Here is a 23,870-nt window from a genome sequence, read left to right as displayed (position 1 = left end):
CGGCTCATTATAAATCTTCCTCACCCACCCGCCGCTGGTTCGCGGCGGTGTCTCCCTTGTCCTCCTTTTTTTTTTGGGGGGGGGGGGGGGGGGCGCGGCCCCCGCCCCCCCCCCCCCCCCCCCCCCCCCGCGACGCTCAGCATCGCTATGGTCGAGCCCTTCAATGAAATCCTTAACGCTAGTCCCGGTCCGGCGCTATAGTACGGGCTCGAGCGCCCAGCGCGGCATCGGACAGATGCCCCCATCGCTGGGTAGTGGCTGGCTTGACAGCTCAGTCGGCGACCAAGTAATTCCCCGTCCACCCGTGTTCGCGTTGGCGGCGGATTACGCAGCGTCCCAGTCCAATTGCGCTCGCACCGGGTTCGGGATGGATGAGCGCCGCCGGTGCTCAGAAGGTCTTGTGCGGGATGCCGACGGTGAGCCCGCCGTCGATGACGAATTCGGCGCCCGTCGAATACGAGGACTCGTCGCCGGCCAGGAAGGTCACCAGCGCGGAGACCTCGGCGGGTTCGGCGGCGCGGCCCATCGGGATCTGCAGGAAGTCAGCGGGAATGCCCTCGGTCATCGGGGTGCGGATCAGGCCGGGATGCACCGAGTTGACTCGAATTCCATACTGCGCCAATTCGAGTGCGGTGGACTTGGTCAGGCCGCGGACAGCGAACTTGGTCGCGGTGTAGCCATGCAGGCCGGGGCTGCCGCGCATGCCCTCCACGGAGGAGATATTGATGATCGAGCCGCCGCCGGCCTCGATCATCGCGGGGGTGGCGGCCTGCATGCCGAGGAAGGTGCCGGTGAGATTGATGTCGACGATTCGCTGCCATTCGGACAGTTCGAAGTCGACCAGCAGGTTGCCATTCACGATGCCCGCGTTGTTCACCAGCACGTTCAGCGAGCCGAACCGGTCGACCGCCTCGGAGACCGCGTCGCGCCACTGCTGCGGTTCGCGGACGTCGAGATGAACATAGGCGGCGTTGTCGCCGAGTTCCTTGGCCAGTGCGGCGCCTTCGTCGTCGAGGAGATCGCCCAACACCACGCGCGCGTCCTCGGCCACCAGGGCCTTGGCGTGCGCGGCGCCCATGCCGCGCGCCCCGCCACTGATCAATGCCACCTTGCCGGTCAACCGCGCCATCGCGGCACCTCCGTTTCTCGTCTGTTGCCGAACATCGTCAACCTACTGGAACGCGTTGCAGAAATGTGTCGATCGCGCTGCGTCGACGAGCCTACCGACGGCCGCGCGCGCGGTGTCGCGGGCCGATATCCCGGGTGGAACGTAGGGTTCGCCGTATGAGCGAGCCCACCTCTTTCACCATGGAATCGCTGCGGAAGGCCTCGGGTATCGAACTCGGCGTGAGCCGCTGGATCGAGGTCGGCCAGGACCGCATCGACGCGTTCGCCGAGGCGACCGAGGACCGGCAATGGATCCATGTCGACCCCGAGCGCGCCGCGACCGGCCCGTTCGGCACGACCGTTGCCCACGGATATCTCACGCTGTCGCTGCTCCCGCCGATCATGGCCGACCTGATGGTGATCACCGACGCCGCCGCACGACTCAACTACGGCCTGAACACTGTGCGGTTCCCCGCGCCGGTGCCCGCGGGGTCGCGCATCCGCGGCCGTGCCCGGATCGTGAGCGTCGAGGAGGTTCGCGGCGGTCTGCAGGCTGTCGTGCGGGTGACGATCGAACGCGAGGGCGGCGACAAGCCCGCGTGCGTCGCCGAATACATCGTCCGCGCCCTGGACTGAAGCCGGGATTCCGTCGGGAGCGTTGTCATGGGCTGTGGCATCATCGATGTAGAACGCGTTCTAATTCTTTTCGGTGAACCGTGCGGAAGGAGGCTCTCGATGACGAACCCGGACCGCGGTGCGGCGATGGCGATGCGATGGTTCGGGCGGCGCACTCGGGTGCCCGATATCGCCGAGGTGCCGGGTGGGCGATTGGTGGACCTGCCGGGGCGCGGGCGGACCTACGTGGTCGACATACCGGGGCCGGCGGGTGCGCCGACGCTGGTGTTGCTGCACGCGACGGCCTGCACCGGATACCTCACCTGGTTTCCCGCGCTCGACGCGCTTGCCGAGCGGTTCCGGGTGATCGTGTTCGACCAGCGCTGGCACGGCCGCGGCATTCGCTCACCGCGGTTCTCGGTCGAGGACTGCGCCGACGATGTCGTCGCGGTGCTCGACGCGGTGGGCGTGGAACGCGCCATCTGTGCGGGATACTCCCTGGGCGGTGTCGTCGGATTGCTTGCCGCGCACCGTCATCCAGATCGGGTGAGCGGCCTGGTGCTGTGCGCGACGCCGTATCGGTTCCAGGAGAAGTTGCGTGAGCGGGCCTTTCATCTAACGTTCGGTGCGCTGGCGGATGCGTTCGGCCCCTATGCCTTTCAGCGGGCTGAGCTGTATCACGAACGACTGCCGGAACTGCCGGATCACACCTGGCCGCCCGGCAGGCTCGAACGGTGGGCGCTGGCGGAATTCCGCAGTACGAGCGGATGGGCGCTCGCGCAGGTGATCGCGGAGGTCGGCCGGTTCGATTCGACCCCGTGGCTCGCCGACCTGAAAATGCCGACAGCTGTTGTCATCACGACCCGGGACCGGGCGATTCCCGTCTATCGCCAGCTGGAGATGGCGACCCTGATTCCCGGTGCGACCATTCACTTGGTCAAGGGCGGCCACGCATCGTGTGTGCTGGCGGCCGACCGTTTCGTGCCGGTACTGCTCGACGCGTGCGCTGCGGTTGCCGCCCGAGTGGCCTCGGGCAAGCCCGCGACGGGGGAGTGATTGCGCATCGGCCTCGCGCGGCTATCGGCCTCGTGCGGGCTTCGGGGAGACGATGTCGCACCGGGCGGCGGGCTACAACCTGCCGGGTGCGGGGAGGGGTGTCGCCGGACGGCTCGGGCGACGATGCCCGGTGAGCCTGGTTGGCAGACCCTGTTCGGCGGCGATGGCGAACAGGGCGGCGGTGGATCAGTGCAAGGTTCGTGCCGCGGCGAGTAATTCGTCGACTACGCCGGGCACGGCGTCGGCGAGCGTCGCGATGTCGGGCACCAGTTCCTTGCAGGCGATGAAGCCGAAATCCAGATCATCGTTGTTGGACAGCACGGTGACCGTGAGCCCGGCGCCGTGGAAGACCGGACCGAACGGATACATGCCGTCCACGCGGACGCCGAGGAAATACAGCGGCAGCGGCGGGCCCGGCACATTGGAGACCACCAGGTTGTGCACCACGGGATGGTGTTCGGCCAACTTCAGCGACGAGTAGACGCGGGCGGCGAGCCGAAAAGTGTTCGGCGGGGCGTACTCCGACCAGTCCTGCAGGAAATCGGCGCCGATGAGCTGGTACTCCTCCTTGGCGCCGCGATTGAATTCGGCCACCTGTCGCAGGCGCTCCACCGGATCGGCGATATCGGTGCCGAGGCGCGAGAACAGCGTCGAGACCTTGTTGATGCCCTCGTCGTGGCGGGAGTCCTCGTGCGTCGAGACCGGCACCGACGCGATCAGCGATCGGTCGGGCAGCTCGTCGTGCTTCTCCAGATAGGTGCGCAGCACTCCGGCGACGATGGTCAGCACCACGTCGTTGACCTTGACCCCGAAGGCGGTCTTGATCTCCTTGATGGCATCGAGGTTCGTCTCGGTGAACGCGACCGCCCGATGCGGTGTGATCGCCCGATTGAACGGGGTTCTCGGTGCGGTCAGCGGTAAAGCCATGCCCGCCTTGCTCTCTCGGCGTCGCTGCACGAATCCGGCCACCATGCCGAGGGTCTTCGGCACCATGCCGACCAGGCCCGCCTTGTTCGGGAAATTGATCAGCCCCTCGGCGGCCAGCTTCCAATCGTTCGGTGTCGGCTCCGGCTGCCATTGCTCGGTCGGTTCGGGTCGCGTCGCACCGGGTTCCACGTCGCACAGGTGCATCATCATGTTCGCTCCGGTGATGCCGTCCACGGCCGCGTGGTGGTACTTGCAGATCACCGCGATCTTGTCGCCCGCGAAACCCTCGACCACGTTCATCTGCCACAGCGGCCGGTCGCGATCCATCGGCCTGCTCGCGATATCGCCGACCAGTTCGGCCAGCTGTTCGCGCCCGCCGGGGCTCGGAATGCCGATGCGTCGGATGTGGTAGTCCAGGTCGAAATCCGGGTCCTCCACCCAGACCGGATGGTCGAGATTGAAAGGCACCTCGTGTACGCGCCGTCGCATCTGTGGGACCAGCGGTAGTCGCCTGCCGAGTTCTGCTTTGAATGTGTCGAACGAGTAGTGCGTGCCCCCTGCGGTGGGATCGAGGATCAGCAGTGCACAGACGTGCAGGTGCTGGGTCCCGGTCTCGAGGTACAGGAAGCTGGCATCCAATCCGGTTAGTCGCTCCATAGCAAAACCCTACTAGAACGCGTTCTAGCGTTCCGGGCAACGGAAGGGAGGTGGATCACAGTGGGGGTCTCTATTGTCAGGCTGGCCGACGAGGCATAGCCGCCGTGCATTGTGTGTTACCCATGGTTCCATATATGTGTATGATCGTTGCTACAGCCACGCAGGAAGGTGCGCAACGAAGCGGTGTGGCTCGTGCGGAAAAGGAGTACCGATGAAGCTACTTCGCCGGGCTGAGCGGCGGCCGGACATCGATCCGGGTGAGGTCGCGCTGCACGCCCGCAATGTGCAATTCGACTGGGCCGACACGCCGTTGCACTGGATGCCGGCCGAGCCGATCGCGTCGCATCTGATCAACGCGCTGAACCTGCTGCTGCCCGAGGGCGAGCGCATGTTCTGTGCCGCGTACACCGAGGCGCTGCCGTTCGTGAAGGACGAAAAACTCCGCGAGGCCATGCTCGGCTTCATCGGACAGGAGTCGATGCACGCGGAAACGCACGACAAGGTGCTGCACGAGGTGCTCGCCGCCAATGGCGTCGACCCCGGCCCCTACGTTCGTCAGGCCGAGTTCCTGTTCCGCAAGACGCTCGGACCGACGAACGCCGAGGGTGTGGCGCAGCGCCAGATGATGGTGGAGCGCCTCGCGGTGATCGCCTGCCTCGAGCACTTCTTCGCCTACCTCGGTGATTGGGTGCTCAACGCGGATCTGGAGAAGTTCGGCGCCGACCCGCGGGTGGCGGACCTGTTCCGCTGGCACGGCGCCGAGGAGGTCGAGCACCGGCACGTCGCGCACGACGTGGCGGTCTACTTCCATGCCGGCTACGTCCGGCGGGCCGCGGTCATGATGATGGTGTTCCCGATCTTCCTCACGCTGGTGGTGCGTGGGACCAAATTCATGGTGCATCAGGATCCCGCACTGCCCGACCTGGGCTATCCGCGGTTGGTCACGCGCGTTTTCGGATCGATGTGGCGTGGTGCGCTGCCCGGTGTGCCGTCGCTGCTGTGGAGCGCGCTGACGACGTTCAAGCCCGGCTACAACCCGGAATCGGTCGGTTCCACCGCCCAAGCGGTCGCCTATCTCGCCAAGTCGCCCGCCGCGCGCGCGGTCGCGTCGTGAGCTATCTGCCCGCTCCGGAACAACTGCCCGCCGACCTGTTCGGCAAGCGCGATCAGGACAGGGCGGTCCGGGTGCTCGACGCGGTCGCGTCGGCGCGGCTGCGCTGGACCACATTGATCAATCGCAAGGAATTGGCCCCGCGGATCGACGATCGCAGGTTGGCGCTGGTGGTGACCGCCCGACGGATCGAGGCGCACGATCAGGACGTGATCAGCCTGCGGCTGGAAGCCCCCGACGGCCGTGAGCTTCCGGCGTGGCGTCCCGGCGCGCACCTGGATCTGGAACTGCCCTCGGGGCGGTTGCGGCAGTATTCGCTGTGCGGCGATCCCGCCGACACCCGTGCCTACCGGGTCGCGGTGCGCCGGATTCCGGGCGGTGGCGGTGGGTCGCTCGAGGTGCACGACGAGCTGCCGGTCGGCTCCCGCCTCATGGTGCGCGGGCCGCGCAACGCCTTTCCTTTCGCGGTGCCCGGCCACGGATCTTCCGCTGCCCGTCTGCATTTCATCGCGGGCGGCATCGGGATAACCCCGATCCTGCCGATGGCGCGACTGGCGCTGCGGCTCGGTATCGACTGGTCGATGGTCTACACCGGCCGCGGCCGGGACGCCATCCCGTTCCTCGACGAGATCGAGACATTCGGTGATCGGGTCACCGTGCGCACCGACGACGAACACGGGCTGCCGGACGCCGCGACGCTGCTGGCGGGTGTCGACACCAAGACCGCGGTGTACTGCTGTGGCCCGGTGCCGATGATCGCCACGGTTACCGCGGCGGTGCGCGACATGCCCGGCGTCGAGCTGCACTCCGAACGCTTCTCGCCGCCTCCGATCGTCAACGGGCAGCCCTTCGAAATCGAATTCGCTTCCACCGGTGAGGTTGTCGAAGTGGCCGCGGAGCGGTCCGCGCTCGACACCATCCTCGACAGTCGCCCGGACCGGCCGTACTCGTGCCGTCAGGGCTTCTGCCGCACCTGCAAGGTTCGGGTGCTCTCCGGTGCGCCCGATCATCGTGAAACCGTGCTGACCGCAGCCGATCACGCGGCAGGCGACATGCTCGTCTGCGTCTCGCGGTCGCAGGGCGGGCGATTGGTGCTCGACCTATGAGCGCGAACCCGCGGCACAGCGGCCACAACCGACCGTCCGGCCACAGACATCACGCCGCTGGGCGCGACGGATCCGAGCGCCCGCGCGGCGCGGTCATGAGCACGAACCCGGGGAACAAGGAGACACGGCAATGACGACGACCGACATCGGCTCGGCGGTCACGGAGCGCATCGTCCGCAGTGGCGAATTCGACATCGCGGTATACGAATACGGCGATCCGGGCGCGGAAACCATTGTCCTCGTCCATGGTTGGCCGGACACCCATCATCTCTGGGACGCGGTCGTGCCGTTGCTCGCCGCACGGTTCCACGTCGTCACCTACGACACCCGAGGCCACGGTCGATCTACCCGCACCCGGCGCACCGAGGACTACCGGCTGGACGCGCTCGCCATGGACTTCTTCGCGGTCGCCGACGCGGTAAGCCCGGACCGGCCGGTGCACGTGCTCGCGCACGACTGGGGTTCGGTGCAGGTGTGGGAGGCGGTCTGTGAGCCGCAGGCGGCCGAGCGGGTCGCATCCTTCACCTCGGTGTCGGGCCCCAACCTCGATCACATCGGAAAGTGGATGCGCGACAGGCTTTCCCGGCCGACGCCGCGCAATGTCTGGCAGCCGTTCAGTCAGCTGCTCTCCTCGGCGTACACGTTCTTCTTCATGACACCGGGACTACCGCGGGCGACCTTCGGGTTGCTCGGCACCGAGCAGCGGTGGCAGCGGGTGGTTTCGATCATGAACGAGACCCCGACCTCGAACATCACGCTCGGACCGACCTTCCGCAAGGACATCGTCGACGGTCTGCTCATCTACCGGGCGAATATCGTGCAGCGCATGCTCGCCCCGCGCGAGCGGCATACCGAGGTCCCGGTGCAGCTGATCGTCGCTGGTCGTGATGTCGCCGTCCGGCCGGCGGGCTTCGATGACGAGCCCAAATGGACCTCGCGGCTGTGGCGGCGCGATATCCCGGCCGGACACTGGATGCCGTTCTCGCACCCCGAGCTGCTCGCCACCGCGACCACCGAGCTCATCGATACGCTCAACGGCGGATCGGTGCCGCGCGGGCTGCGTCGCGCCGAGGTCGGCCGCGGCAAGCGGCCCTTCGAGGACCAGCTGGTTGTCATCACCGGCGGCGGCAGCGGCATCGGCCGCGAGACCGCGCTCGCCTTCGCCCGGCTCGGCGCCGAGATCGTGCTGTCGGACATCAATCCGGTGGCCGCCAAGGAAACCGCGGAGCTGATCGGCGCCGAACACGGCGTCGCGCACGCCTATGAGCTGGATGTCTCGAACGAGGCGGACGTGACGGCGCACGCGGCGGCCGTGCTCGCGGCGCACGGTGTGCCGGACATCCTGATCAACAATGCCGGAATCGGCCAGGCGGGGAGCTTTTTCGACACCCCGTCGGCGGAATTCGATCGCGTGCTGCGGATCAATCTGGGCGGTGTGGTCAACGGCTGCCGCGCCTTCGGCTCCGCCATGGCCGAGCGCGGGCTCGGCGGGCACATCGTCAACCTGTCCAGCATGGCTGCCTACAGCCCGCAGCAGGGGTTCAGCGCGTACTCCACGAGCAAGTCGGCGGTGTTCATGTTCTCCGACTGCCTGCGCGCGGAACTGGCCGCGAAGAATATCTCCGTGCACACCATCTGCCCGGGCGTCGTGCACACCAATATCGTTGCCACCACGACCTTCTCAGGTGTCGGCGCCGATGAGGAGAAGCGCAAGCAGGAGCAGTACGACAAGCTCTACCGGATGCGGCGCTACGGGCCGGAGAAGGTCGCCGAGCAGATCGTGCGGGCCGTAGAACGCGACCGCAGCATTGTCCCGGTCACTCCGGAGGCGCGGTTGCAGTACCAGTTCAACAAGTTCGCTCCGGCGATCGTCCGGTTCGTGGCCGCGCGGGTGAAGCTGACCTGAGTCTCATCCCGATGACTCCGACGCCCGGCCGAGTTCGGCTTCGATAGCCGCGACTCGCCGGGCATCGATGCCCCATGGATGATCGACGCCGACCTTGGCGTCGAGATCCCAGAGCACGCAGGTCTCGCCCGGCGCGGCGACCATGGACCAGGCGACCACAGTGCGGCCGAGTTGTTCGGCCATCGTGCCGTGCGCGGACTTATTCGGCGAATTCTTCGGTGGCCCAACGCCGTCCGGATAGTGGTGCAGAAACCGCCCGTAGGCGGCAGTGCAGAACGCGGCGTAGCGCTCGGTGCAGAGAATGAACCCGTGCCACGCCTCGTCGACGGCGTGCGACGGCATTCCGATCACCTGGCCGTCGCGCATCGCGGCGCCGCAGCAGCGCAACCACTGCCGCAGACCGGTTTCCACCAGGTCGCGTGGCTGCCACGGGCTGGTCTTGAAGACGGCCTCGGGCAATTCGAGCGCGGCCACGGTGCTGTCGACTTCGTGGAGATCGATTCGACGCCGTAGTCGGTTTCGGGGGCGGAAGAAGTCCACAATACACTGTACGGCTTTTTCGTATTCCGCCGCGATCTTGGCGGTACCGAAACCATCGTCGGCCCGATAGCGCGCGACCGCTGCTCGCCGGTGAAATAATTCGGGCTCCGATCCGTTCACGTGGACAGTGCGGGCCGATACGATTTCCGTATGGTGTCGATCGGCCTCGCGCTCGTCGTTTTGTTCGTTTTGGTGGCGGGGGTCGGCGGCATAATCGCGGTCGTCATCCTGCTCATCGTCAAGGCGTCCAGTACGCCGCCGCCGCGCCGCCGGCGTCCCGGGGGTCGTTCGCCGTGGATGGCCGGGGACTCGGGCGGTGGCAGTGATTCTGGCGGCAGCTGCGGTGGTGGAAGTGGTTGTAGCGGCGGCAGCAGTTGCGGCGGGGGCAGTAGCTGCGGCGGCGGTGGAAGTAGTTGCAGTGGCGGCAGCAGTTGCGGGGGTGGGGGCAGTAGCTGTGGCGGCGGCGGTTCCTGACCGATTCCGGCGGCCGCCGCACTCGCTGCGGCCCTGACCGTTCAGCGTCGGGATGACGGTGCGTCCGAACGTCCGTGCGTCGCGAACTCTCGGCAATCGAGAAGCGTGGCAGCGAGCGGCTCGGAGTCGTGGCTGGTGTCGACCCCGCCGCTGTCGGGTGATTCTGCTCGGAGCGTAATCGGCAGTCGTCGGCTTGACCTTAACAATGCTTTAGGTTTCATGATCGTCCTCAACTGATCGAGCACAAAGCGATGGAGGATGTCATGCGGGCCGTGCAGGCAACAGAATTCGGTGGACCGGAGGTACTCGCGGTGCGTGAGGTGCCGGAACCGGAGGCCGGGCCGGGTGAGGTGGTCGTCGATGTCTCGGCCGCCGACGTGATGTTCCTCGACACGCAGTTGCGTGGTGGTTGGGGCACCGAATTCTTCAAGCTGGAACTGCCGTATGTGCCGGGGGGCGCCATCGGCGGGGTGGTTTCGGCGGTCGGCGCGGGCGTGGACGAAGCCTGGCTCGGGCAGCGGGTTGCCACGGCAACCGCGGCCAGCGGCATCGGTGGTGGGAGGCCGATCGGGGGATACGCCGAAAAGGCGCTCGCCAAGGCAGACACTCTGGTCGCCGTTGCCGACGGCCTGAGCGTGCTGCAGGCGGTGGCGCTGGCCCACGACGGCAAGACGGCCCTGGCGGTATTCGACAGGGCGGAGATCAAGCCGGGGGAGTGGGTGTTGATCACCGCGGCGGGTGGTGGGTTGGGCACCCTGCTGATCCAATTCGCCCGCGCCGTAGGCGCACACGTAATCGCCGCGGCGCGCGGCGCCGTGAAGCTGGAGCTGGCCGCTCGGCTCGGTGCGGAGGTCGTCGTCGATTATTCCGAGCCTGATTGGCAGGCCGCCGCGCGCGCCGCGACCGGCGGGACAGGTGCGAACGTCGTATTGGACGGTGCGGGTGGCGCTTTGGGCGGGGCCGCTGTCCAAGCTGCTGCCGATGGTGGTCGATTCATCGGATACGGCGCCGCCGCAGGCGGATTCGCCGAGCTGGATCAGGCCGACGCCGCGGCCCGCGGCATCAGCGCGCTCGGGCTGTTCGACATCACCGGTGAGGGCACCGATTGGCACGCGCTGGCACAGCGCGCCCAGTCCGCGGTAGTGGCGGGCACAGTGGAAGTGGTTATCGGCCAGACCTTTCCGTTGGAGGAGGCCGATCGTGCGCACGCCGCGATCGCTTCTCGCGCCACGGTGGGGCGCACCCTGCTGACGGTGTGAGCGGGACGAAAGGGGCCTGGGGCGGCAGCTGGGCTGTGCCGCGGGCCCCAATCGGTTCTTTGCAAGAGGCGGACTGATGGGCATCGTCGGCTGGTACATCGCACAGCGGATGGCGGTATTTCATTGTGCGAGCTGACAAGCGGGCTCGCAAAGTGGCTGCGGCAGTAGAGAACTGGTCGTCAGACGGACTGCGGCCCAGGCCGACTGGGCGCTAATGTGCCTGCGTGCAAACTCTGATTGTCGTTGTCGTTGTCGTCGCGGTACTCGCCCTCGTCACCGCGGTCGTGCAGTTCGCCAGCAGGCCACCGGAGGACGATGGTCATTGGGACAGTGACGATTCCGACGAAGACTGGGATGACGGCGAGGACGACTGAGTCCGCTCAGCCGACCGGCGTCAGCACCACCACCGCGATCGGCCGCTTGGTCAACTTCTGATACGCGGTGTACCGCCCCTGATTCACCTTGTCCACGATCTCCCACCGCCGCGCATAGTCCGGATCATCCGGCAACGTCGGCCGCGCAACAACCGTCATCTTCCGTCGCCCGACCTGAATCTCGCACTCCGGCTTCGCCTTCAGATTCGCCAACCACCCCGGTGGCCGCGGCGATCCACCATTCGAGGCGGTCACCAGATAGTCGCCCCCGTCCCGCCCGTACGTCAGCGCCGACGTCCGCTCCTGCCCCGACTTGCGCCCCACCGTCCGCAACAACAAGGTCGGATTCCCGAACAACAGCCGATGCCCCACCACCCCGCCACTGTTCTCGTAAACCCACTGATGAACCTTCAGCACATTCGTGAACAGACTGGCCACGGCCCGACCTCCCAACGGTGGTGTTGACGCCCCACCCTAACCACTCCTGGGCATCCGACTGGTGCAAGCCACGCCGCACCCGGTAGCATCCCCCACGCCTGCGGGACACCCGCAGAAGAGGGGCGGTAGCTCAGTCGGTTAGAGCCGTGGACTCATAATCCATTGGTCGTGGGTTCGAGCCCCACCCGCCCCACAAACACCCGCTGAACAGCGGGTTTTTGTGTTTCTGGAGATGTTCCGATCTAGAACAGCGCTCTTCCAGGAAGAGATTATGGGAGCACCGTCGCGGGATGGGGACCGCTTCGCTCGACGACATCCGCGAGTTGAAAGACGACTTCGCGACCGAACTGAGGCGGAAGACGGGACTGCGCGTGAGAATCGACGACTCACGATGGTGGCGAGCCGGCCTCCGCCCACTCGGTCGGTGAGTAAGCCTGCACCGCTACAGCGCAAACATCTCCATCGGAGATGTGCTCCGCCAGCGCTGTCTGCACCGCCAGCTGGCGTTGCACGCGGCTCATGCCAGCGAACACCTCGCCGACCGCAATCACAACGAACTGTTCGGGAGTGCCCGAGACCTGCACTTCCTGCAGCGACAACCTGGTTCGAAGCTTGGCTTCGAACTCGCTGAGACATAGACCGTGGTCGGGCCACCGGGATTCGCTGGTGCTCACCGTCTATACGCCCTTCGGGCCTTTGCCGTCACGGATCTTGGCGACGTACTCGCGGGTGAATCCGCTGTCGCGGGCGATGGCGGACGGGCCGAGGTCGTCCAGTAGGGCGGCGCGGATCTTCGCGAAGAGTTCCGCGCGCGCCGTGTCGTAGTGCTCCCGCGCGGCGCGGATCGCGGCGCCGTGGTCGGTCTCCTCGGTCATATCGCCAGGATGCCACAACTCTGTTCGCGAACATAGTTGACATCAAGGGGTCTGGCATGACGCTACAGCGCGTCCTCCGGCCAGCCTGACGGAGCCCAAGTCCTTACCGCCTAAGGTCTGACTCGGTCCGCCCATCAGGGGCAGTTGAGTGGAGGGATTCGAAGATTGAAGTTCGAGAAAATCACTGCTGCCGTTTTCATGGCCATCTCGTCCGTGGGTATCACTGCGGCAACCGCCCATGCAGAGCCGGCTGTAACGGAGCAGCCGATTGCAGGGGATACGACTTCCGTTGTGGATCACGGAATCAACTACCAGTTCACCGTTTTGCCAGTCGACAGGGTCATTATCCCCGCCGTCGAGAATGCCAAGTTCGAGATCGCGCAGAACGGTGCGGTGGTCCTCGAGTCCGGCGACGAAGCGGCCGTGACACCGACCCCGACGGCAGAAGATATTGCGCAACTGAAGGACATCAGCTCCTACGACCGGCTCAAGGAACAGATCAACAAGAACCTGCCTGGCGTCGTCGGCGGTGCCCTCGTGGGCGGCCTCCTCGGGGCGTGTATGCCCCTGATATGGGGGATCAGCATCCCGGTGGGTGCGCTGATCGGTGGAACCGTCGGCGGATACGTCGTGGGCGGCCCGGAGTTCCTCGACGCCGTACAGGCGTTCGCCAGCGGCCAGCCGTGATCACGAGCAGGTGAAGTAGCGGCCGATTGGTCAGGGGTTGAGGAGCATCTGCGAGAAATCGGGGTTCCGGTAGTAGTCGCCGAGAACCCAACGAAGTTCGGCATATCCCCTGGTTAGGGGTGATCTATCGGCGGCGCCTCTTTGGACCCGGCGTCACGACCGATAGCACCCTCAGCTGCGATTACTCCGATATCCGCCCGATTTTCGGCGAGTACTTCGGCGAGGTTGATAGCGGTATATCTCGACGACGCGCTGACCGGAAGCTGACCTACGGCAACCGTCGAACGGAGAACTTCCCTGTTGGTCCTGGCGCCAGCAGGGAGTTCTCCGTTTGGGGTACTGGTGAAGGAACCTCGATGGGGCACCCGGGATGGTCAGGCGCACAAGGCTCGAGTGAAAGGAACGACGTCACCGATCCAGCGGCGGAGCTGGGTATCGTCGGCGGATTCCGGCCAGTACACGAAGGTGTCGAAGCCGGTCTCCATGGCGAGATCGACCAGAATGCGGGCCCAGCCCGCGGCGTCGGTGCGAATCGGGTCCTCGCCGCGCAGTGTGACCGGTCCAGGAGTGTCGGTGATCGTTCCGACGAGTTGCGCCATCCGGGTGATGTCGGCTGGGTTACGTCCCGCGTCGATCGCGGCGGCAGAGATGATGTCCTGTGTCGCTTGCCATTTCTCGTACGGTAGGTAATGCGGGATGGGCGCGGCCCACCCGTCGGCGATACGCCCCGTGAGGGCGTTGGCCTTCGGGCCGACGCTGCCGAACCAGATCCCGACCGGATGCGCGGGCGCGGGTCCGGACTGCACGCCCTGCACGGTGTAGTGCGTGCCTTCGACTTTCGCCTTCGTCCCCGGCCGCCACATGGCCCGGATGATCGCGGTGGCCTCCTCGAGCGCCTGCAGCGCTTCGGGATTCGACCGCACTGGGCCGCCCATGGCGCCGATCGCGGGCCAGAACGCGCCCGCTCCCACAGCGAGTTCGAATCGCCCGCCGCTGAGCAGATCCAAGGTCGCGCTCTGCTTCCCGAGCATCGCGGGCCCGCGCAACGGCAGGCTGGCCACATCCGGAAACACCCGCAGCCGTTCGGTTTCCGCCAGCACCGTGGCGATCACCGCGAAGGTATCGGCCAGCCCGCCCGAATACGGATGATCCTGGATGCCGAGCAGGTCCAGGCCTTCCCGGTCCGCCACCTTGGCCATCGCGCGTAGCTGCGGCAGCTCGGTCACCGTCGGCGCCAACTGAATACCGAATCGTAGGTTCACACCGCGATCATGCCAGCCGCGTCCTGAGGGGCTTGCTGATCCGCTCCGAGTTTGGGCACTACATGGTCGATCACCCGTCGCGTCGCGTCGTCGATACCTAACCAACGCCGAGGTCCGAACCGCCGTTGATCTGACGTTCGCTCAGGCTGTTCTCTATCGTTGCCGGAAGCGGATTCGCGCCTGCGGTGTCGGAAGGAAAGGGGGGTGTGGAACCGGACAGGCTGAGATATCCGTTGATGCTTTGTTGGATCGTAAGTCCGTAACTGTCGGGAGTGCGGGTGTATGCGGCCCGCGGGCGGGCGTCACGATCCGGTTTCGTCGTCCATCCCCGCTGTCGCCATCCCCGCACCAGAAGGTCGAAATGCAGGTCGGAGGTTTCTGGTGTGCTTCCGAGTATCCAGTAGGAGATGTCGAAATATTTCGGCCCGATCCCGTCGTCGTCGTTGTCGTCACAAGGCAACGTGATACCGGTGTGAAAGCGCGCCAGCGGAGCGGCGGGGTTGTGCAGCGATAGAGTGAAATTCGGCGGCAACATGTGCAGAGTTTCGATGAAGTATTGGTGCAGGCGGCGACGTGCCATGGCTTCTGTGGCTTCCGGTGACATGGCGGGTCCTGTTCGGTGCCGAGGTTGCCGGCTTAGGTATCTATTCACGTCACAAGGTTTCCATGGCCGGTGACGATCAGCCCCATATTCTTCATCACTTGATTGCTGGTGTCCCAGTAGGAGTGGTGATCATGTGGGTTCCATCCGAGCGAGGTCCAGGGGCCGCGGGCCGAATCGGTGCTGAACACGGTGCCGCCGAAACTGGGGCTGGTCGGCGGCGTGCCATGGGTTTTAGGCATCAGTCGGATCCAGTCGTGTTCAGCAATCGTGGAGAAGACGTGCCGGTCGATGTCGGCGGGGTCGATCCCGGCCAGCCTCAAGTCACTGGCGCGCTCGACTCCCGTCCCGAAACTACCCGCGAAGATGATGTTGTCCGCAGCCAGTGGCACCTCGTACGCTGCCGCGTGCCCAGCGGTGACAGAGCCGTAGGAATAGCCGAGAACGGTGTTGTGCGACGGTGGTCCCTCGTGTGTCACCCGCAATCCCTCCTGATAGCTGCGTAACACTGGCGCACTGTTACGTGCGTGAACGGACTCGATTGCTCTACTGACGCTTGGCGCCCCTTCATATCCAGACCACGAGATCACGGACGTTCTGGCGTGTGGATCCACTGCCAGCGCGGCCTGACGTAGCTTGTCCAGCCTCGCCCCACCAGTTATGGGATTCACCCCGGCCGGCGCGAGATAAGTCAAGACGTGTGTGGCCTCGTCGGGGTTGTCAGCAGCGATCGCCACGCGGAACTTGTCATCGACCAAGGACAGGTAGCGTCGCGGCATACCTTCCCGGGGTTGCAGAGCCCTCGCTATCTTTCCGTAGCGTTTGACGGCTTCGGTATCGGATGCCGAGACGGCTCTGTCCTGAAGCATGGCCAGGGTTTGCCGGTTGTAGTGGTCACGGTCGACTTGCGGGATACCGTCACGGTTACCGATGAACGGATCGGCCCTATGCAGTGCGTCCCTGTCCTCGCGTGAGAGCCCCGTCCACAGATCGTGGAGCTCCCGCTGAGTCCGGGGCGGCTCCAAGCCGTCAGGGAGCGCGCGCCGGGCCGCGGGCGACAAAGCGAAAGAAGCGGATTCCTCGATGCACCGCATTCCGGCTCGATCGGCGTGGAGCGTCTCGGAAGTGGCACGCTGCATCTGCCCGCTGGTCCCTCTGTAGAAACCCTCACCCGCGTGTTCGGCCGCATCGCGGAATCCAACCGTGAGGACGTCCTTGATGCGGTTCCAGTGGGCTTGAAGGAGCCACTTGCGGTAGGAAGCCACCACAACCAGAGGCGCCCGATGCGGTTGTGATTCGTTGTGCGATATGGCGTTCCCTCCCGACAGTGAACCAGGTCAGCCTGCTTCAGGGGTAACGTCCGCTCACAGTCGGCGCATCACCGTGTCTCAATGGCCGAATGATGTCGCCCACGGTTGTAAAAACATCTCTAATTGTCAACTGTAGCAATGGGTTCCAAGATTCTGTTCCAGCAGTGGGGTGCGGCGCCGAGGTTGCCGCGTACGGCGCGATGGTCAATGGCGCCATGACAATTGAGACCGCCGAGGCGGTGGCCCCACCTTCGACCGGCCGGGAGTGGTCAGGTCTCCATTTACTCTCCAAAAGTTCACATCGGAACGGACATGTTGCACGGCAAGCGCGCGGTGCGGCACAGTGCCGGTTATGGGCAGCGAACTGGACGCAGCGTGGCGGTCTGTGCGCGATGTGCTCGGCACGGCAGCCAAGGACGCCAGCGCCCTGGACACAGCGTGGCGGTCTGTGCGCGATGTGCTCGGCGCCGCAGCCAAGGACGCCAGCGCTGCGGTCGCCGCGGGGCCCGCGCAAGCCGCCCACGGCGTCACCGAGACCGTTGCCAGGGCCGTGGAGGCCGATGCGGCGAATGCACCGGCTCTGGTGGCAACGTTCTCCGATGTGTCCGGCGGGATCGTCACCACCGCAACGTCTTCCACCTACGTACGTGGCCGCGATCTGATCGACGAGGTGGACTACCGCGCACTGCGGCGGGCACGGGGAACCAGCTCCTTGGGGACCTCCCCGACGTTCGAAGAGATCCAACGGCTCCAAGGATTCGACGGCCCTGTCACCATCGCCACACCGCACGAGGTCGCCGCGGCGGTCACGGCGGACAGGCCAGCGCTGTTCCGAGGGTTCGAGGAGGATCGCTACGTCGATGCCTTCATCGTCGGCCCGGTGCGACCTGGCGGCGGCACCACCGGATCCGGGACGTATGCCTCGCCGCTGGAGGCCGTCGCACTCAGCTACACCGATCCCACCCGCACACAGAACCTCTCCACCCGGCAGGCCCGGGTGGTGAAGATGGCGCTACACCCCGATGCCAATACAATCACTCTCCGCGCACTCGAGTCCGAACGCAGCCGCACCCAGGCGCAAGTCACCCGTGAACTAGAGGTCGAGCGCAATATAGCGAACCGCACGGGCGAGTTCACGGCTCGCTACTTCGCGCTACTGGACAAGGATCTGACACTAGCCGACATCGGCCAATACGGTGCCCTGCGCGGCTGGGACGCCATCGACGGATCCGACACTTGGTCGAATAGGGAGTGGGCCGTACTCAACCCGACCGCCCTGATGGTCCAACGCTGAGCATCCACCGCCGTGCGCGCCCCGTGTGCTCAGCCCGGCGCGCTCAGGACCTCCGGCGGCTTCTGGGGTTGCGCCAGCGGGTTTTGTTTTCTGGAGAGGTTTGGATCTAACAGCGCTCTTCCACGAATAGATGAAAAAACTATGGATATGGCGTATTCGCTGGTTCGCTCAGTGCGCTACTGATAGTGCTCTTCCCGGTAGACGCCGTCGGCGTCTACACCACAGCCCCACTCACCGAATCCCGTGTTCGCCAAGTCCATGTTGACGACGAAGGAACCGGCCGCCGCGAGGGTGATCCTGAATGGATCGCCGTCATCGTCGGGCAGGTTGTTCACGGCCAGCAACGGGAACTCTGCGGAGGCCAGTGCCCGCTCGTCGGCGATGAGGACGAGAGTACTTGCGGGCCAGTCCTCGTCATCGCGCCCGATCCGCGCCTGGATCTGATCCGCCGTGAAGCTCGCGTAGGCGCGGTTGTCGATGACAGTGATCGACGTGTAGTGCTCCGAGCCTCCTTCGAGGGCCTGGATCAAGCGTGTCCACTCATCTGGCTGCTCGAAGGACGTCCGCACCAGGAGCGGACCCGCGGCCTCCTCGATCGTGGAGGAGGGCGGCTCGGGCTCGGCCCCCGTTCGCTCGCCGGGGATGACCTGAATGAGGAAGCGGGGCTTCTTGCCGTCCGACGACCGGTCACTGGCATGGACGCGGATCAGGTAGGGGCCGACTCCTGCGGTGGCGAGGTTCTGTTTGCGCAGCGGCTCGTACCCGCTGTCGCACAGGGCAAGGAAGCCGGTCGTGGAGATCACGGTGATCTCTTCGACCTCGTCCCAGCCGCTCTCTGCTCCCGGGTCATCTCCGGCGTAGAGGGTGACGACGGGGTTCTCCAGGGCGCTCCCGGCGTCGATGCGCAGCCAGTCTTTCGCGGCCGCCAGGAACCCGCGTCCGCGCGGCTGCTTTCCGGCGTCGGGGTCCATGACGGCCAGATCGCCCCACTCCTTCATCCCGAGCGGCCGGGTGCGGCCGTCAAGGAGCGGCCAGTGGGAACGCTGCATGGAGAACCCCTCATCGTGCTTGCTGTGCCTGCCGGTTCCGTCCTGGAACGGTAGACGGAAACTGTGGCAGATCCATTGCGCGCCTTACTTGATGCGGACGGGCGCCCACAGCCTGCCCTGACGGATTGCAACGCCGGCTCAGCCGACAGTGCTCGACGGCCAGGCCCTGTCGTCCACCGCGAGCCATGGTTCGCTGGCCGCGGATGCGGGGGGCGCGCCGGTGAACCCGCGGACATCGCGGTAGAGATGGGACTGGTCGGCGTATCCGCTGTCGGCCGCCACTCGCGCAGGCGAATGTCCCTGGACCAGCCGGTGCATGGCGTGGTCGAAACGAACCAGCATGGCGGCGCGCTTGGGTGTCAGGCCGATCTGGGTGCCGAAGCGTGACCACAGCCGTTGGCGGCTCCACCCGACCCGAGCGGCAAGGTGCTCGACGCGGAATCGGCCACGGCTGCCGATGATTTGGCGCCATGCGAAGGCGACCTCCGGGTCGGCCCCGCGGTCGTGCCGGAACCGCGCCGACAGCGTGGTGTCGACCAGTGCGAATCGTTCGTGCCAGCTTTGCGTCTCGTGCAGGCGCTCACGCAGGCGCGTCGCGTCGCGACCCCAAAGATCGTCGAGCCCAACGATGTTCCCGCCCAACTCGGCAGGCGGGAACCCGAGGATGGCGTGTGCGACAACCGGTGACAGGCGCACCTGTACACACTCGATATCTTCGAAGCGCACTGGAACCGCGCTGCCGGCGAGACCAAGGGCCAGGCTGCCGGAGTGGCTTCGGCCTGTCGAGTCGCGGACGTCGAAGCAACGATCACCGAACTCGATGACCACTGTGACGGCCGGATGGGGAATGACACGCAACCGCGCCGGGCCGTCACCGTGGATACGGAATCCGGCCATATCGACGCCGCGCAGTGCGGATGTCCGCAACGGTCGCGCGATCTCCCAGGCCACACACCGATTGTATGAGCGGTTCATCCATCCGCGGACGCTGACATTTCTTCAATACACATCCCGTTGTCGCCCAGGAGGGTGGTGGCATCACCGATCGACCGAAGGAGGACCCATGGATGCGACCGCCGCCGCCGCAACACCGGCACACTCATCCGCGACTTCGCCGAACATCACTGAACACGCGTGCGGCAACGGCAGGTCGCCGGGCGCAACCAGAACCTCGACTTCAAGGAAGCATGCTCATGCGGATTCTCATCTCCGGCGCCAGTATCGCCGGTCCGGTGCTGGCGTATTGGCTTGCCAGGCACGGCTTCCGCGTCACCGTGGTCGAGCGTGCGCCGGCTCTGCGTAAGACCGGCGGCCACGCGGTCGACCTGTTCCGGCCCGCGATGGATATCTCGGAGAAGATGGGCGTGCTCCCGCGTGTCGAGGAGCGGGCTACCGGCGCGAACCGGATGACCGTCTACCGGGAGGGCACGCGGCGCCCCGTCCGGGTGGACCTCTCCAAGATCTTCAGTGCCACCTCCGACCGGCACGTCGAGATCATGCGCGACGATCTGAGCGAGATCTACTACGACGCCGCGTCCGAGGACGTCGAGTACGTCTTCGGCGACTCGATCACCGCGATTTCGCCCGACGGCGAGGTGTGGTTCGAGAACGCCGCGCCGCGCCGTTTCGACCTCGTCGTCGGCGCGGACGGGCTGCACTCCAACGTGCGCCGCCTCGTCTTCGGCGACGAGTCCCACTTCAGCGCCTTCATCGGGATCCACCTCGGGGTGCTGACCCTGCCCAACACCTCCGACCTCGACGGCGAGCTCCGCCTCCACGTCGGTGTCGGCCGCACCGCCGGCATGTACGGCGCGCGGCACCTCGGCGACGCGCGAGCGTTGTTCCTATTCCGGAGCGAGCGCCGGCTCGACTACTGCCACCGTGACGTGCCCCGGCAGAAGGAGCTGCTGCGCGGTGCTTTCGGCGGTATGCACGCCGAGGTGGACCGCTGGTTGGAGGAGCTCGACCGCACCCCGGCGTTCTACTTCGACTCGATCACCCAGCTCCGCATGAACGCATGGTCGCGAGGGAGGGTGACACTCGTCGGCGACGCGGGCTACTGCCCCGGCCCGGCCGTCGGCGGCAGCACCAGCCTGGCCGTCGTCGGCGCCTACGTCCTCGCCGGGGAGTTGGCGCGGGCGGGCGGCAACCACGAGCGCGCGTTCCCCGCCTACGAGCGCGCGATGGCGGAACATGTGCGCGGTAGCCGCGCGGTCGCACTGAGCGCGGCGAAGACCCTGGTCCCCACGTCCCGCTTCGGCGTGTCTGGACTGGTCCAGGGTGCCCGCCTGGTCTCCGCTCTGCCCGCGGGGCCCAGCCGCGCTCTCCTCCGCCTCACCACCAAGAGCGCACGCCTCCACAACTCGATGACCGTCGACAGCTACCCGCCCTCGCTACCGCATCAAGAGCCCAGGCCCGCATAGCGGGCAACCCCGGCCTCGGAAGCGGACCCACACCACAGCAGCGGCTGCGGGCACATCCCTGCGCCCTTTCAGGAGCCCTCCCACCACGGCTCCGCGTTCTCGACGGCGACGAACTCGTAGAAGTCCATGTTGCTGATCTCCAGGTTGCACGCCATCGATCCGACCATGCGGCAGGGAAGGACGGCGGCCTGCCCCGGGGTGTCGTGCAGGTCGACAACGATCAACGGCCGGCCCGGCTCGGCGAAGGTCCTGGCGTCGGCGAGCACGACCAGCGTGGTGCGCTCCTCGGTGCGCTCCTCGGGCGGCGGGACCAGCGCCGGGACCTCACCCGGCAGGAGGCCGTCGAAGGTGCGGTCGTCGACGACCAACGCCGTCAGCGGATAGTGCTCCGCGTCGATCTCGTCCGGCTCCAGTTCTGCGCCGACCCAGCCATCCTCGTCGGCCCCGCCCAGCTCGTCGAGCAGGGCGCGCCAGCCCTCCTCGTCGTCGAAGGAGGTACGGACCAGCAGCACGGCAGCGGTGGAGGGCAGTGCAGGGAAGGAGCGGTGCGGCGGTGCCGCCGGCGCGGGGAAGGCCGGCCGGCCGCCGTCTCCCTGGTACATGCCGGACACGTCCATGTCGCGCACCAGATGGTCGAACGCGAGTGCGCCGCCCAGCAGGGCGGCCAGGATCTCGCCGAGCCGGTCCGGCGGGACCCGGACGCCGCGTCCGGGTATCGCCGCCAGGTCCACCAGCAAAGGCCCGTCCCCGCCGTACACCACCGGAATGTCCGCCAAGACGACGACCGGCGGCACCGGGCCGGCGTCCGCGACAAGCGCTGGGACGTTTCCGCCGTGCAGGAAGTCCCACCCGCTGTCCTCGAGTGGTCGCAGCCGCACCTCGCTGCCCCCGACGACGAGCACATCGCCTTCCCGGCTGCCCCCGATCTTGTCGAGCAGCCCGCCCCACAGTGCCTTGCCGTCCTCGTAGCACGTACAGACCAACAGCACTTCGCCGGGCTCCGGCTGGGGAAGCTTGGGAAAGGACATGACTCTCCTCCGAAAGATTGTATCGAACGTATGTTCGTACTATGACATATCCGGCCCCTTCGCTCCCAGTCGATAGCTGGATATACGGCTGATCTTGTGATGTCAGTGCCGGCATCGACGGCATCGCGCGCGGGCGGTGCGCCACGATCACCGTCGGGCGTGACGGCGATATCGCGGTGCGGCATGCGGATCTATGAGATTCGGTCGGTGTTGACGATCGGCTTGTGCTCGCCGGTTCGCCCGGAGAATGCCCGGATGCAAGTCAAGTGAAAGAAAAGACCCGTGACCGCTGCTTCGATCGGCCGTGACGCGGCCCTTGGGCACCTGACGGCACGCGGTCGTCGACATCCGATCGAAATTCGCCACCCGAGCGATCCCCGTCGGCATCGCAGTCCGGCCGGAAAACATATGAGCAATTCCGGGTGAGGGCATCCGACGCGGGAGTGGTGGTGGACTGGAAGTGCTCGGCCGCGGAGTAGGTCCGGGTCGGTCATCCGTTCGTGCCTGGCGGGGATGCGGTGTCGGTGATACGGCCGGTGCTGTGGTCGACACGGCGGTGGTTCGCCTGGACCTCGTGGGGGCCGAAAATTCTGTGGTAGGCGTCGATCCATTCGTCGCGAGCGGTCAGGAATGGGAAGTCGGTGGGAGCCATATGGCGTACGGCGAGCATGGGCAGGGGAGCGTCGAGTGCCGGGAATTCCGGATTGTGCAGTCCAGGGAGAGTGCAGCCCGGATAGAATTGTCCGAGCATCAGGCCTTTCTGGACGAACCGGGTTTTCTGGTCATGTTGAACAGTTTCGATATCGGTGTATTCGGTGAGGTCGGGGAATACCGCAATGACGGCTTTTGATTTGGAATCGGGTTCGTCCCTGGGTGGCAGGGAAGGGAATAGTTCGAATAGGTCGTCGACAATGGCGGTTATGCGCTGGATGTCGATATTGCGACCATTGATGAATACCACCCACAAGTATTGGCGTTCGATGGCGTGGCTGGTGTAAGGGCAGACGGGGCCGGGTCGGCCGAGGGCCGGGTGGGGTTGGCACAAGTATTCGCGAGTCCACCGGCGGAGTTCGGCGGCGTGGGGGTGCTCGGTCGCACCAGGAGCCGGGTTGAGGGCGAACAGGTTGACCGGTTCGACGCCGGTGCGTGTCCCAATGATTCGGTCGGTGTTCGTCATCGGCTTCTCCGTGGGTGGGTGCGGGCCTCCGGAGAGGGAGCATTGGTGGACCGGAAATGCTCGGCGAGGGCAAGTCCGATCGCGCGGAGTGCGTCCGGGTCTGTCATCCGTTCGTGCCTGGACGGAATGCGGTGTTCGGTGATGTGACCGGTGATGTGGTCGGCCCATGCGAGCGACGGAGAGGGACCGTCATCTGTGTGGTCCGTGGCGGAGCTGAAGTAGATCAGGTCACCGTCGAAGGTCGAGGGCCGGTGGGTTCGAGTGAGGTCGATCAGCCGGATGTAGTCGCGGTGCAGGATCACGAGATGCTCAGGGGTCAAGGCGGTGAAGAGTCCGCCTTGCCGGTGCAGCAACTCGGCCGCGGCCTCGATGGTGAGGTCGGCGGGGAGCTGGGAAACGGCGAGGCCGCCGAACTCGGTGAGCAGGTCCACGATGGTGGGTGTGGGCGTGCGGATGCTGTCGGCGGTGACGACGCGGGTGTCCATCATGGCCAGCGTCGCGGCCGCGGCGCCCGCGCGGCCGAGGAGGTCGGCGATAGGCGGGGCGGTGGTGGCGCCCCCGGAGTAGACCCGGCACAGGGTTTGGGCGGGCGGC

Annotated in this window: 23 protein-coding genes, 1 tRNA gene and 1 pseudogene; 11 read left to right on the top strand and 14 right to left on the bottom strand. The window is 66.1% G+C overall.

The annotated features are described in order from the left end of the window. Nucleotides 1-388 precede the first annotated feature (388 nt). Complete coding sequence (locus tag ACFU4Z_RS31970) at nucleotides 389-1,129, bottom strand: glucose 1-dehydrogenase (protein WP_379070621.1); 741 nt, start codon at nucleotides 1,127-1,129, stop codon at nucleotides 389-391. A gap of 155 nt (nucleotides 1,130-1,284) precedes the next feature. Here ACFU4Z_RS31970 and ACFU4Z_RS31965 point away from each other — a divergent pair, with 155 nt between their 5' ends. Both ACFU4Z_RS31965 and ACFU4Z_RS31960 read left to right on the top strand, forming a co-directional pair. Next, complete coding sequence (locus ACFU4Z_RS31965; RefSeq protein WP_379070618.1) at nucleotides 1,285-1,743, top strand: MaoC family dehydratase; 459 nt, start codon at nucleotides 1,285-1,287, stop codon at nucleotides 1,741-1,743. A gap of 99 nt (nucleotides 1,744-1,842) precedes the next feature. Continuing rightward, nucleotides 1,843-2,778, top strand: a complete 936-nt coding sequence (locus tag ACFU4Z_RS31960; RefSeq protein ID WP_379070615.1) for an alpha/beta fold hydrolase — start codon at nucleotides 1,843-1,845, stop codon at nucleotides 2,776-2,778. A gap of 186 nt (nucleotides 2,779-2,964) precedes the next feature. On the opposite strand, the gene ACFU4Z_RS31955 is transcribed toward ACFU4Z_RS31960, so the two are convergent. Continuing rightward, nucleotides 2,965-4,362 carry a wax ester/triacylglycerol synthase family O-acyltransferase gene (locus ACFU4Z_RS31955; protein ID WP_379070612.1) on the bottom strand — a complete coding sequence of 466 codons (1,398 nt, stop codon included), beginning with the start codon at nucleotides 4,360-4,362 and terminating at the stop codon, nucleotides 2,965-2,967. A gap of 211 nt (nucleotides 4,363-4,573) precedes the next feature. Here ACFU4Z_RS31955 and ACFU4Z_RS31950 point away from each other — a divergent pair, with 211 nt between their 5' ends. The 3 genes from ACFU4Z_RS31950 (at nucleotide 4,574) to ACFU4Z_RS31940 (ending at nucleotide 8,485) form a co-directional block, all read left to right on the top strand. Then, the gene (locus tag ACFU4Z_RS31950; RefSeq protein WP_379070609.1) at nucleotides 4,574-5,476 is read left to right on the top strand and encodes a metal-dependent hydrolase; all 903 of its coding nucleotides are present in this window, start codon (nucleotides 4,574-4,576) and stop codon (nucleotides 5,474-5,476) included. Beyond that, nucleotides 5,473-6,579, top strand: coding sequence for a PDR/VanB family oxidoreductase (locus ACFU4Z_RS31945; RefSeq protein WP_379070606.1), 1,107 nt, complete (start codon nucleotides 5,473-5,475; stop codon nucleotides 6,577-6,579). The genes ACFU4Z_RS31950 and ACFU4Z_RS31945 overlap by 4 nt, the downstream gene beginning before the upstream one ends. Before the next feature lie 130 nt (nucleotides 6,580-6,709). Beyond that, complete coding sequence (locus ACFU4Z_RS31940; RefSeq protein WP_379070602.1) at nucleotides 6,710-8,485, top strand: SDR family oxidoreductase; 1,776 nt, start codon at nucleotides 6,710-6,712, stop codon at nucleotides 8,483-8,485. 3 nt (nucleotides 8,486-8,488) lie between these two features. On the opposite strand, the gene ACFU4Z_RS31935 is transcribed toward ACFU4Z_RS31940, so the two are convergent. Then, nucleotides 8,489-8,986, bottom strand: a complete 498-nt coding sequence (locus tag ACFU4Z_RS31935; protein ID WP_379070723.1) for a hypothetical protein — start codon at nucleotides 8,984-8,986, stop codon at nucleotides 8,489-8,491. 776 nt (nucleotides 8,987-9,762) lie between these two features. On the opposite strand from ACFU4Z_RS31935, the gene ACFU4Z_RS31930 reads away from it, so the two are divergent. Beyond that, complete coding sequence (locus tag ACFU4Z_RS31930) at nucleotides 9,763-10,758, top strand: zinc-binding dehydrogenase (protein ID WP_379070600.1); 996 nt, start codon at nucleotides 9,763-9,765, stop codon at nucleotides 10,756-10,758. Nucleotides 10,759-10,982: 224 nt separating this feature from the next. Further along, nucleotides 10,983-11,132: a hypothetical protein gene (locus ACFU4Z_RS31925; protein ID WP_379070597.1), complete on the top strand. Its 150-nt coding sequence runs from the start codon at nucleotides 10,983-10,985 to the stop codon at nucleotides 11,130-11,132. A gap of 6 nt (nucleotides 11,133-11,138) precedes the next feature. Here ACFU4Z_RS31925 and ACFU4Z_RS31920 read toward each other — a convergent pair whose 3' ends face one another. Further along, nucleotides 11,139-11,570, bottom strand: coding sequence for a nitroreductase family deazaflavin-dependent oxidoreductase (locus tag ACFU4Z_RS31920; protein WP_379070595.1), 432 nt, complete (start codon nucleotides 11,568-11,570; stop codon nucleotides 11,139-11,141). Nucleotides 11,571-11,689: 119 nt separating this feature from the next. Between ACFU4Z_RS31920 and ACFU4Z_RS31915 the strand changes: the two genes are divergently transcribed. Next, nucleotides 11,690-11,763: transfer RNA gene (locus ACFU4Z_RS31915), tRNA-Ile, on the top strand. 193 nt (nucleotides 11,764-11,956) lie between these two features. Here ACFU4Z_RS31915 and ACFU4Z_RS31910 read toward each other — a convergent pair. Further along, nucleotides 11,957-12,244 carry a BolA/IbaG family iron-sulfur metabolism protein gene (locus tag ACFU4Z_RS31910; RefSeq protein ID WP_379070593.1) on the bottom strand — a complete coding sequence of 96 codons (288 nt, stop codon included), beginning with the start codon at nucleotides 12,242-12,244 and terminating at the stop codon, nucleotides 11,957-11,959. A gap of 3 nt (nucleotides 12,245-12,247) precedes the next feature. Then, complete coding sequence (locus ACFU4Z_RS31905) at nucleotides 12,248-12,445, bottom strand: hypothetical protein (protein WP_379070590.1); 198 nt, start codon at nucleotides 12,443-12,445, stop codon at nucleotides 12,248-12,250. Between the two features lie 165 nt (nucleotides 12,446-12,610). Here ACFU4Z_RS31905 and ACFU4Z_RS31900 point away from each other — a divergent pair, with 165 nt between their 5' ends. Beyond that, entirely contained in the window at nucleotides 12,611-13,132 is a 522-nt protein-coding gene (locus ACFU4Z_RS31900; protein WP_379070587.1) for a hypothetical protein, read from the top strand. Between the two features lie 374 nt (nucleotides 13,133-13,506). On the opposite strand, the gene ACFU4Z_RS31895 is transcribed toward ACFU4Z_RS31900, so the two are convergent. The 3 genes from ACFU4Z_RS31895 to ACFU4Z_RS31885 form a co-directional block, all read right to left on the bottom strand. Then, nucleotides 13,507-14,394, bottom strand: a complete 888-nt coding sequence (locus tag ACFU4Z_RS31895; protein WP_379070584.1) for an LLM class flavin-dependent oxidoreductase — start codon at nucleotides 14,392-14,394, stop codon at nucleotides 13,507-13,509. Between the two features lie 97 nt (nucleotides 14,395-14,491). Next, on the bottom strand, nucleotides 14,492-14,998 hold the full coding sequence (locus tag ACFU4Z_RS31890) for a hypothetical protein (RefSeq protein ID WP_379070582.1): 507 nt from the start codon (nucleotides 14,996-14,998) through the stop codon (nucleotides 14,492-14,494). A gap of 44 nt (nucleotides 14,999-15,042) precedes the next feature. Beyond that, entirely contained in the window at nucleotides 15,043-16,263 is a 1,221-nt protein-coding gene (locus tag ACFU4Z_RS31885; protein ID WP_379070579.1) for an alpha/beta hydrolase, read from the bottom strand. Between the two features lie 394 nt (nucleotides 16,264-16,657). Between ACFU4Z_RS31885 and ACFU4Z_RS31880 the strand changes: the two genes are divergently transcribed. Further along, on the top strand, nucleotides 16,658-17,599 hold the full coding sequence (locus ACFU4Z_RS31880; RefSeq protein WP_379070576.1) for a hypothetical protein: 942 nt from the start codon (nucleotides 16,658-16,660) through the stop codon (nucleotides 17,597-17,599). 176 nt (nucleotides 17,600-17,775) lie between these two features. Here the strand turns inward: ACFU4Z_RS31880 and ACFU4Z_RS31875 are convergent, their stop codons facing one another. Together ACFU4Z_RS31875 and ACFU4Z_RS31870 are read right to left on the bottom strand one after the other, a co-directional pair. Beyond that, nucleotides 17,776-18,648 carry a DUF6924 domain-containing protein gene (locus ACFU4Z_RS31875; RefSeq protein ID WP_379070573.1) on the bottom strand — a complete coding sequence of 291 codons (873 nt, stop codon included), beginning with the start codon at nucleotides 18,646-18,648 and terminating at the stop codon, nucleotides 17,776-17,778. Nucleotides 18,649-18,786: 138 nt separating this feature from the next. Beyond that, complete coding sequence (locus ACFU4Z_RS31870) at nucleotides 18,787-19,599, bottom strand: helix-turn-helix domain-containing protein (RefSeq protein WP_379070570.1); 813 nt, start codon at nucleotides 19,597-19,599, stop codon at nucleotides 18,787-18,789. Between the two features lie 242 nt (nucleotides 19,600-19,841). Between ACFU4Z_RS31870 and ACFU4Z_RS31865 the strand changes: the two genes are divergently transcribed. Further along, nucleotides 19,842-21,071 carry an FAD-dependent monooxygenase gene (locus ACFU4Z_RS31865; protein ID WP_379070568.1) on the top strand — a complete coding sequence of 410 codons (1,230 nt, stop codon included), beginning with the start codon at nucleotides 19,842-19,844 and terminating at the stop codon, nucleotides 21,069-21,071. Nucleotides 21,072-21,139: 68 nt separating this feature from the next. Here the strand turns inward: ACFU4Z_RS31865 and ACFU4Z_RS31860 are convergent, their stop codons facing one another. From ACFU4Z_RS31860 to ACFU4Z_RS31850, 3 genes and pseudogenes are all read right to left on the bottom strand, one after another. Beyond that, the gene (locus ACFU4Z_RS31860; RefSeq protein ID WP_379070565.1) at nucleotides 21,140-22,099 is read right to left on the bottom strand and encodes a DUF6924 domain-containing protein; all 960 of its coding nucleotides are present in this window, start codon (nucleotides 22,097-22,099) and stop codon (nucleotides 21,140-21,142) included. Nucleotides 22,100-22,589: 490 nt separating this feature from the next. Further along, nucleotides 22,590-23,276, bottom strand: a complete 687-nt coding sequence (locus ACFU4Z_RS31855) for a DUF6875 domain-containing protein (protein WP_379070563.1) — start codon at nucleotides 23,274-23,276, stop codon at nucleotides 22,590-22,592. Beyond that, nucleotides 23,273-23,870 (bottom strand): annotated as a pseudogene (locus tag ACFU4Z_RS31850) (hypothetical protein); the annotation flags it as partial. The pseudogene ACFU4Z_RS31850 and the gene ACFU4Z_RS31855, both read right to left, overlap by 4 nt.

This window comes from Nocardia sp. NPDC057440 (assembly GCF_042802915.1).
Taxonomy (GTDB): Bacteria; Actinomycetota; Actinomycetes; order Mycobacteriales; family Mycobacteriaceae; genus Nocardia.
Note: the sequence above shows the minus strand (reverse complement) of the source record. Positions and strands in the feature narration are given on the sequence as shown.

Coding starts and splice junctions, on each gene's coding strand:
- ACFU4Z_RS31970 (WP_379070621.1), bottom strand. CDS start 1,129: ATGGCGCGGTTGACCGGCAAGGTGGCATTGATCAGTGGCGGGGCGCGC.
- ACFU4Z_RS31965 (WP_379070618.1), top strand. CDS start 1,285: ATGAGCGAGCCCACCTCTTTCACCATGGAATCGCTGCGGAAGGCCTCG.
- ACFU4Z_RS31960 (WP_379070615.1), top strand. CDS start 1,843: ATGACGAACCCGGACCGCGGTGCGGCGATGGCGATGCGATGGTTCGGG.
- ACFU4Z_RS31955 (WP_379070612.1), bottom strand. CDS start 4,362: ATGGAGCGACTAACCGGATTGGATGCCAGCTTCCTGTACCTCGAGACC.
- ACFU4Z_RS31950 (WP_379070609.1), top strand. CDS start 4,574: ATGAAGCTACTTCGCCGGGCTGAGCGGCGGCCGGACATCGATCCGGGT.
- ACFU4Z_RS31940 (WP_379070602.1), top strand. CDS start 6,710: ATGACGACGACCGACATCGGCTCGGCGGTCACGGAGCGCATCGTCCGC.
- ACFU4Z_RS31930 (WP_379070600.1), top strand. CDS start 9,763: ATGCGGGCCGTGCAGGCAACAGAATTCGGTGGACCGGAGGTACTCGCG.
- ACFU4Z_RS31905 (WP_379070590.1), bottom strand. CDS start 12,445: ATGACCGAGGAGACCGACCACGGCGCCGCGATCCGCGCCGCGCGGGAG.
- ACFU4Z_RS31890 (WP_379070582.1), bottom strand. CDS start 14,998: ATGTCACCGGAAGCCACAGAAGCCATGGCACGTCGCCGCCTGCACCAA.
- ACFU4Z_RS31880 (WP_379070576.1), top strand. CDS start 16,658: ATGGGCAGCGAACTGGACGCAGCGTGGCGGTCTGTGCGCGATGTGCTC.
- ACFU4Z_RS31875 (WP_379070573.1), bottom strand. CDS start 18,648: ATGCAGCGTTCCCACTGGCCGCTCCTTGACGGCCGCACCCGGCCGCTC.
- ACFU4Z_RS31865 (WP_379070568.1), top strand. CDS start 19,842: ATGCGGATTCTCATCTCCGGCGCCAGTATCGCCGGTCCGGTGCTGGCG.
- ACFU4Z_RS31860 (WP_379070565.1), bottom strand. CDS start 22,099: ATGTCCTTTCCCAAGCTTCCCCAGCCGGAGCCCGGCGAAGTGCTGTTG.
- ACFU4Z_RS31855 (WP_379070563.1), bottom strand. CDS start 23,276: ATGACGAACACCGACCGAATCATTGGGACACGCACCGGCGTCGAACCG.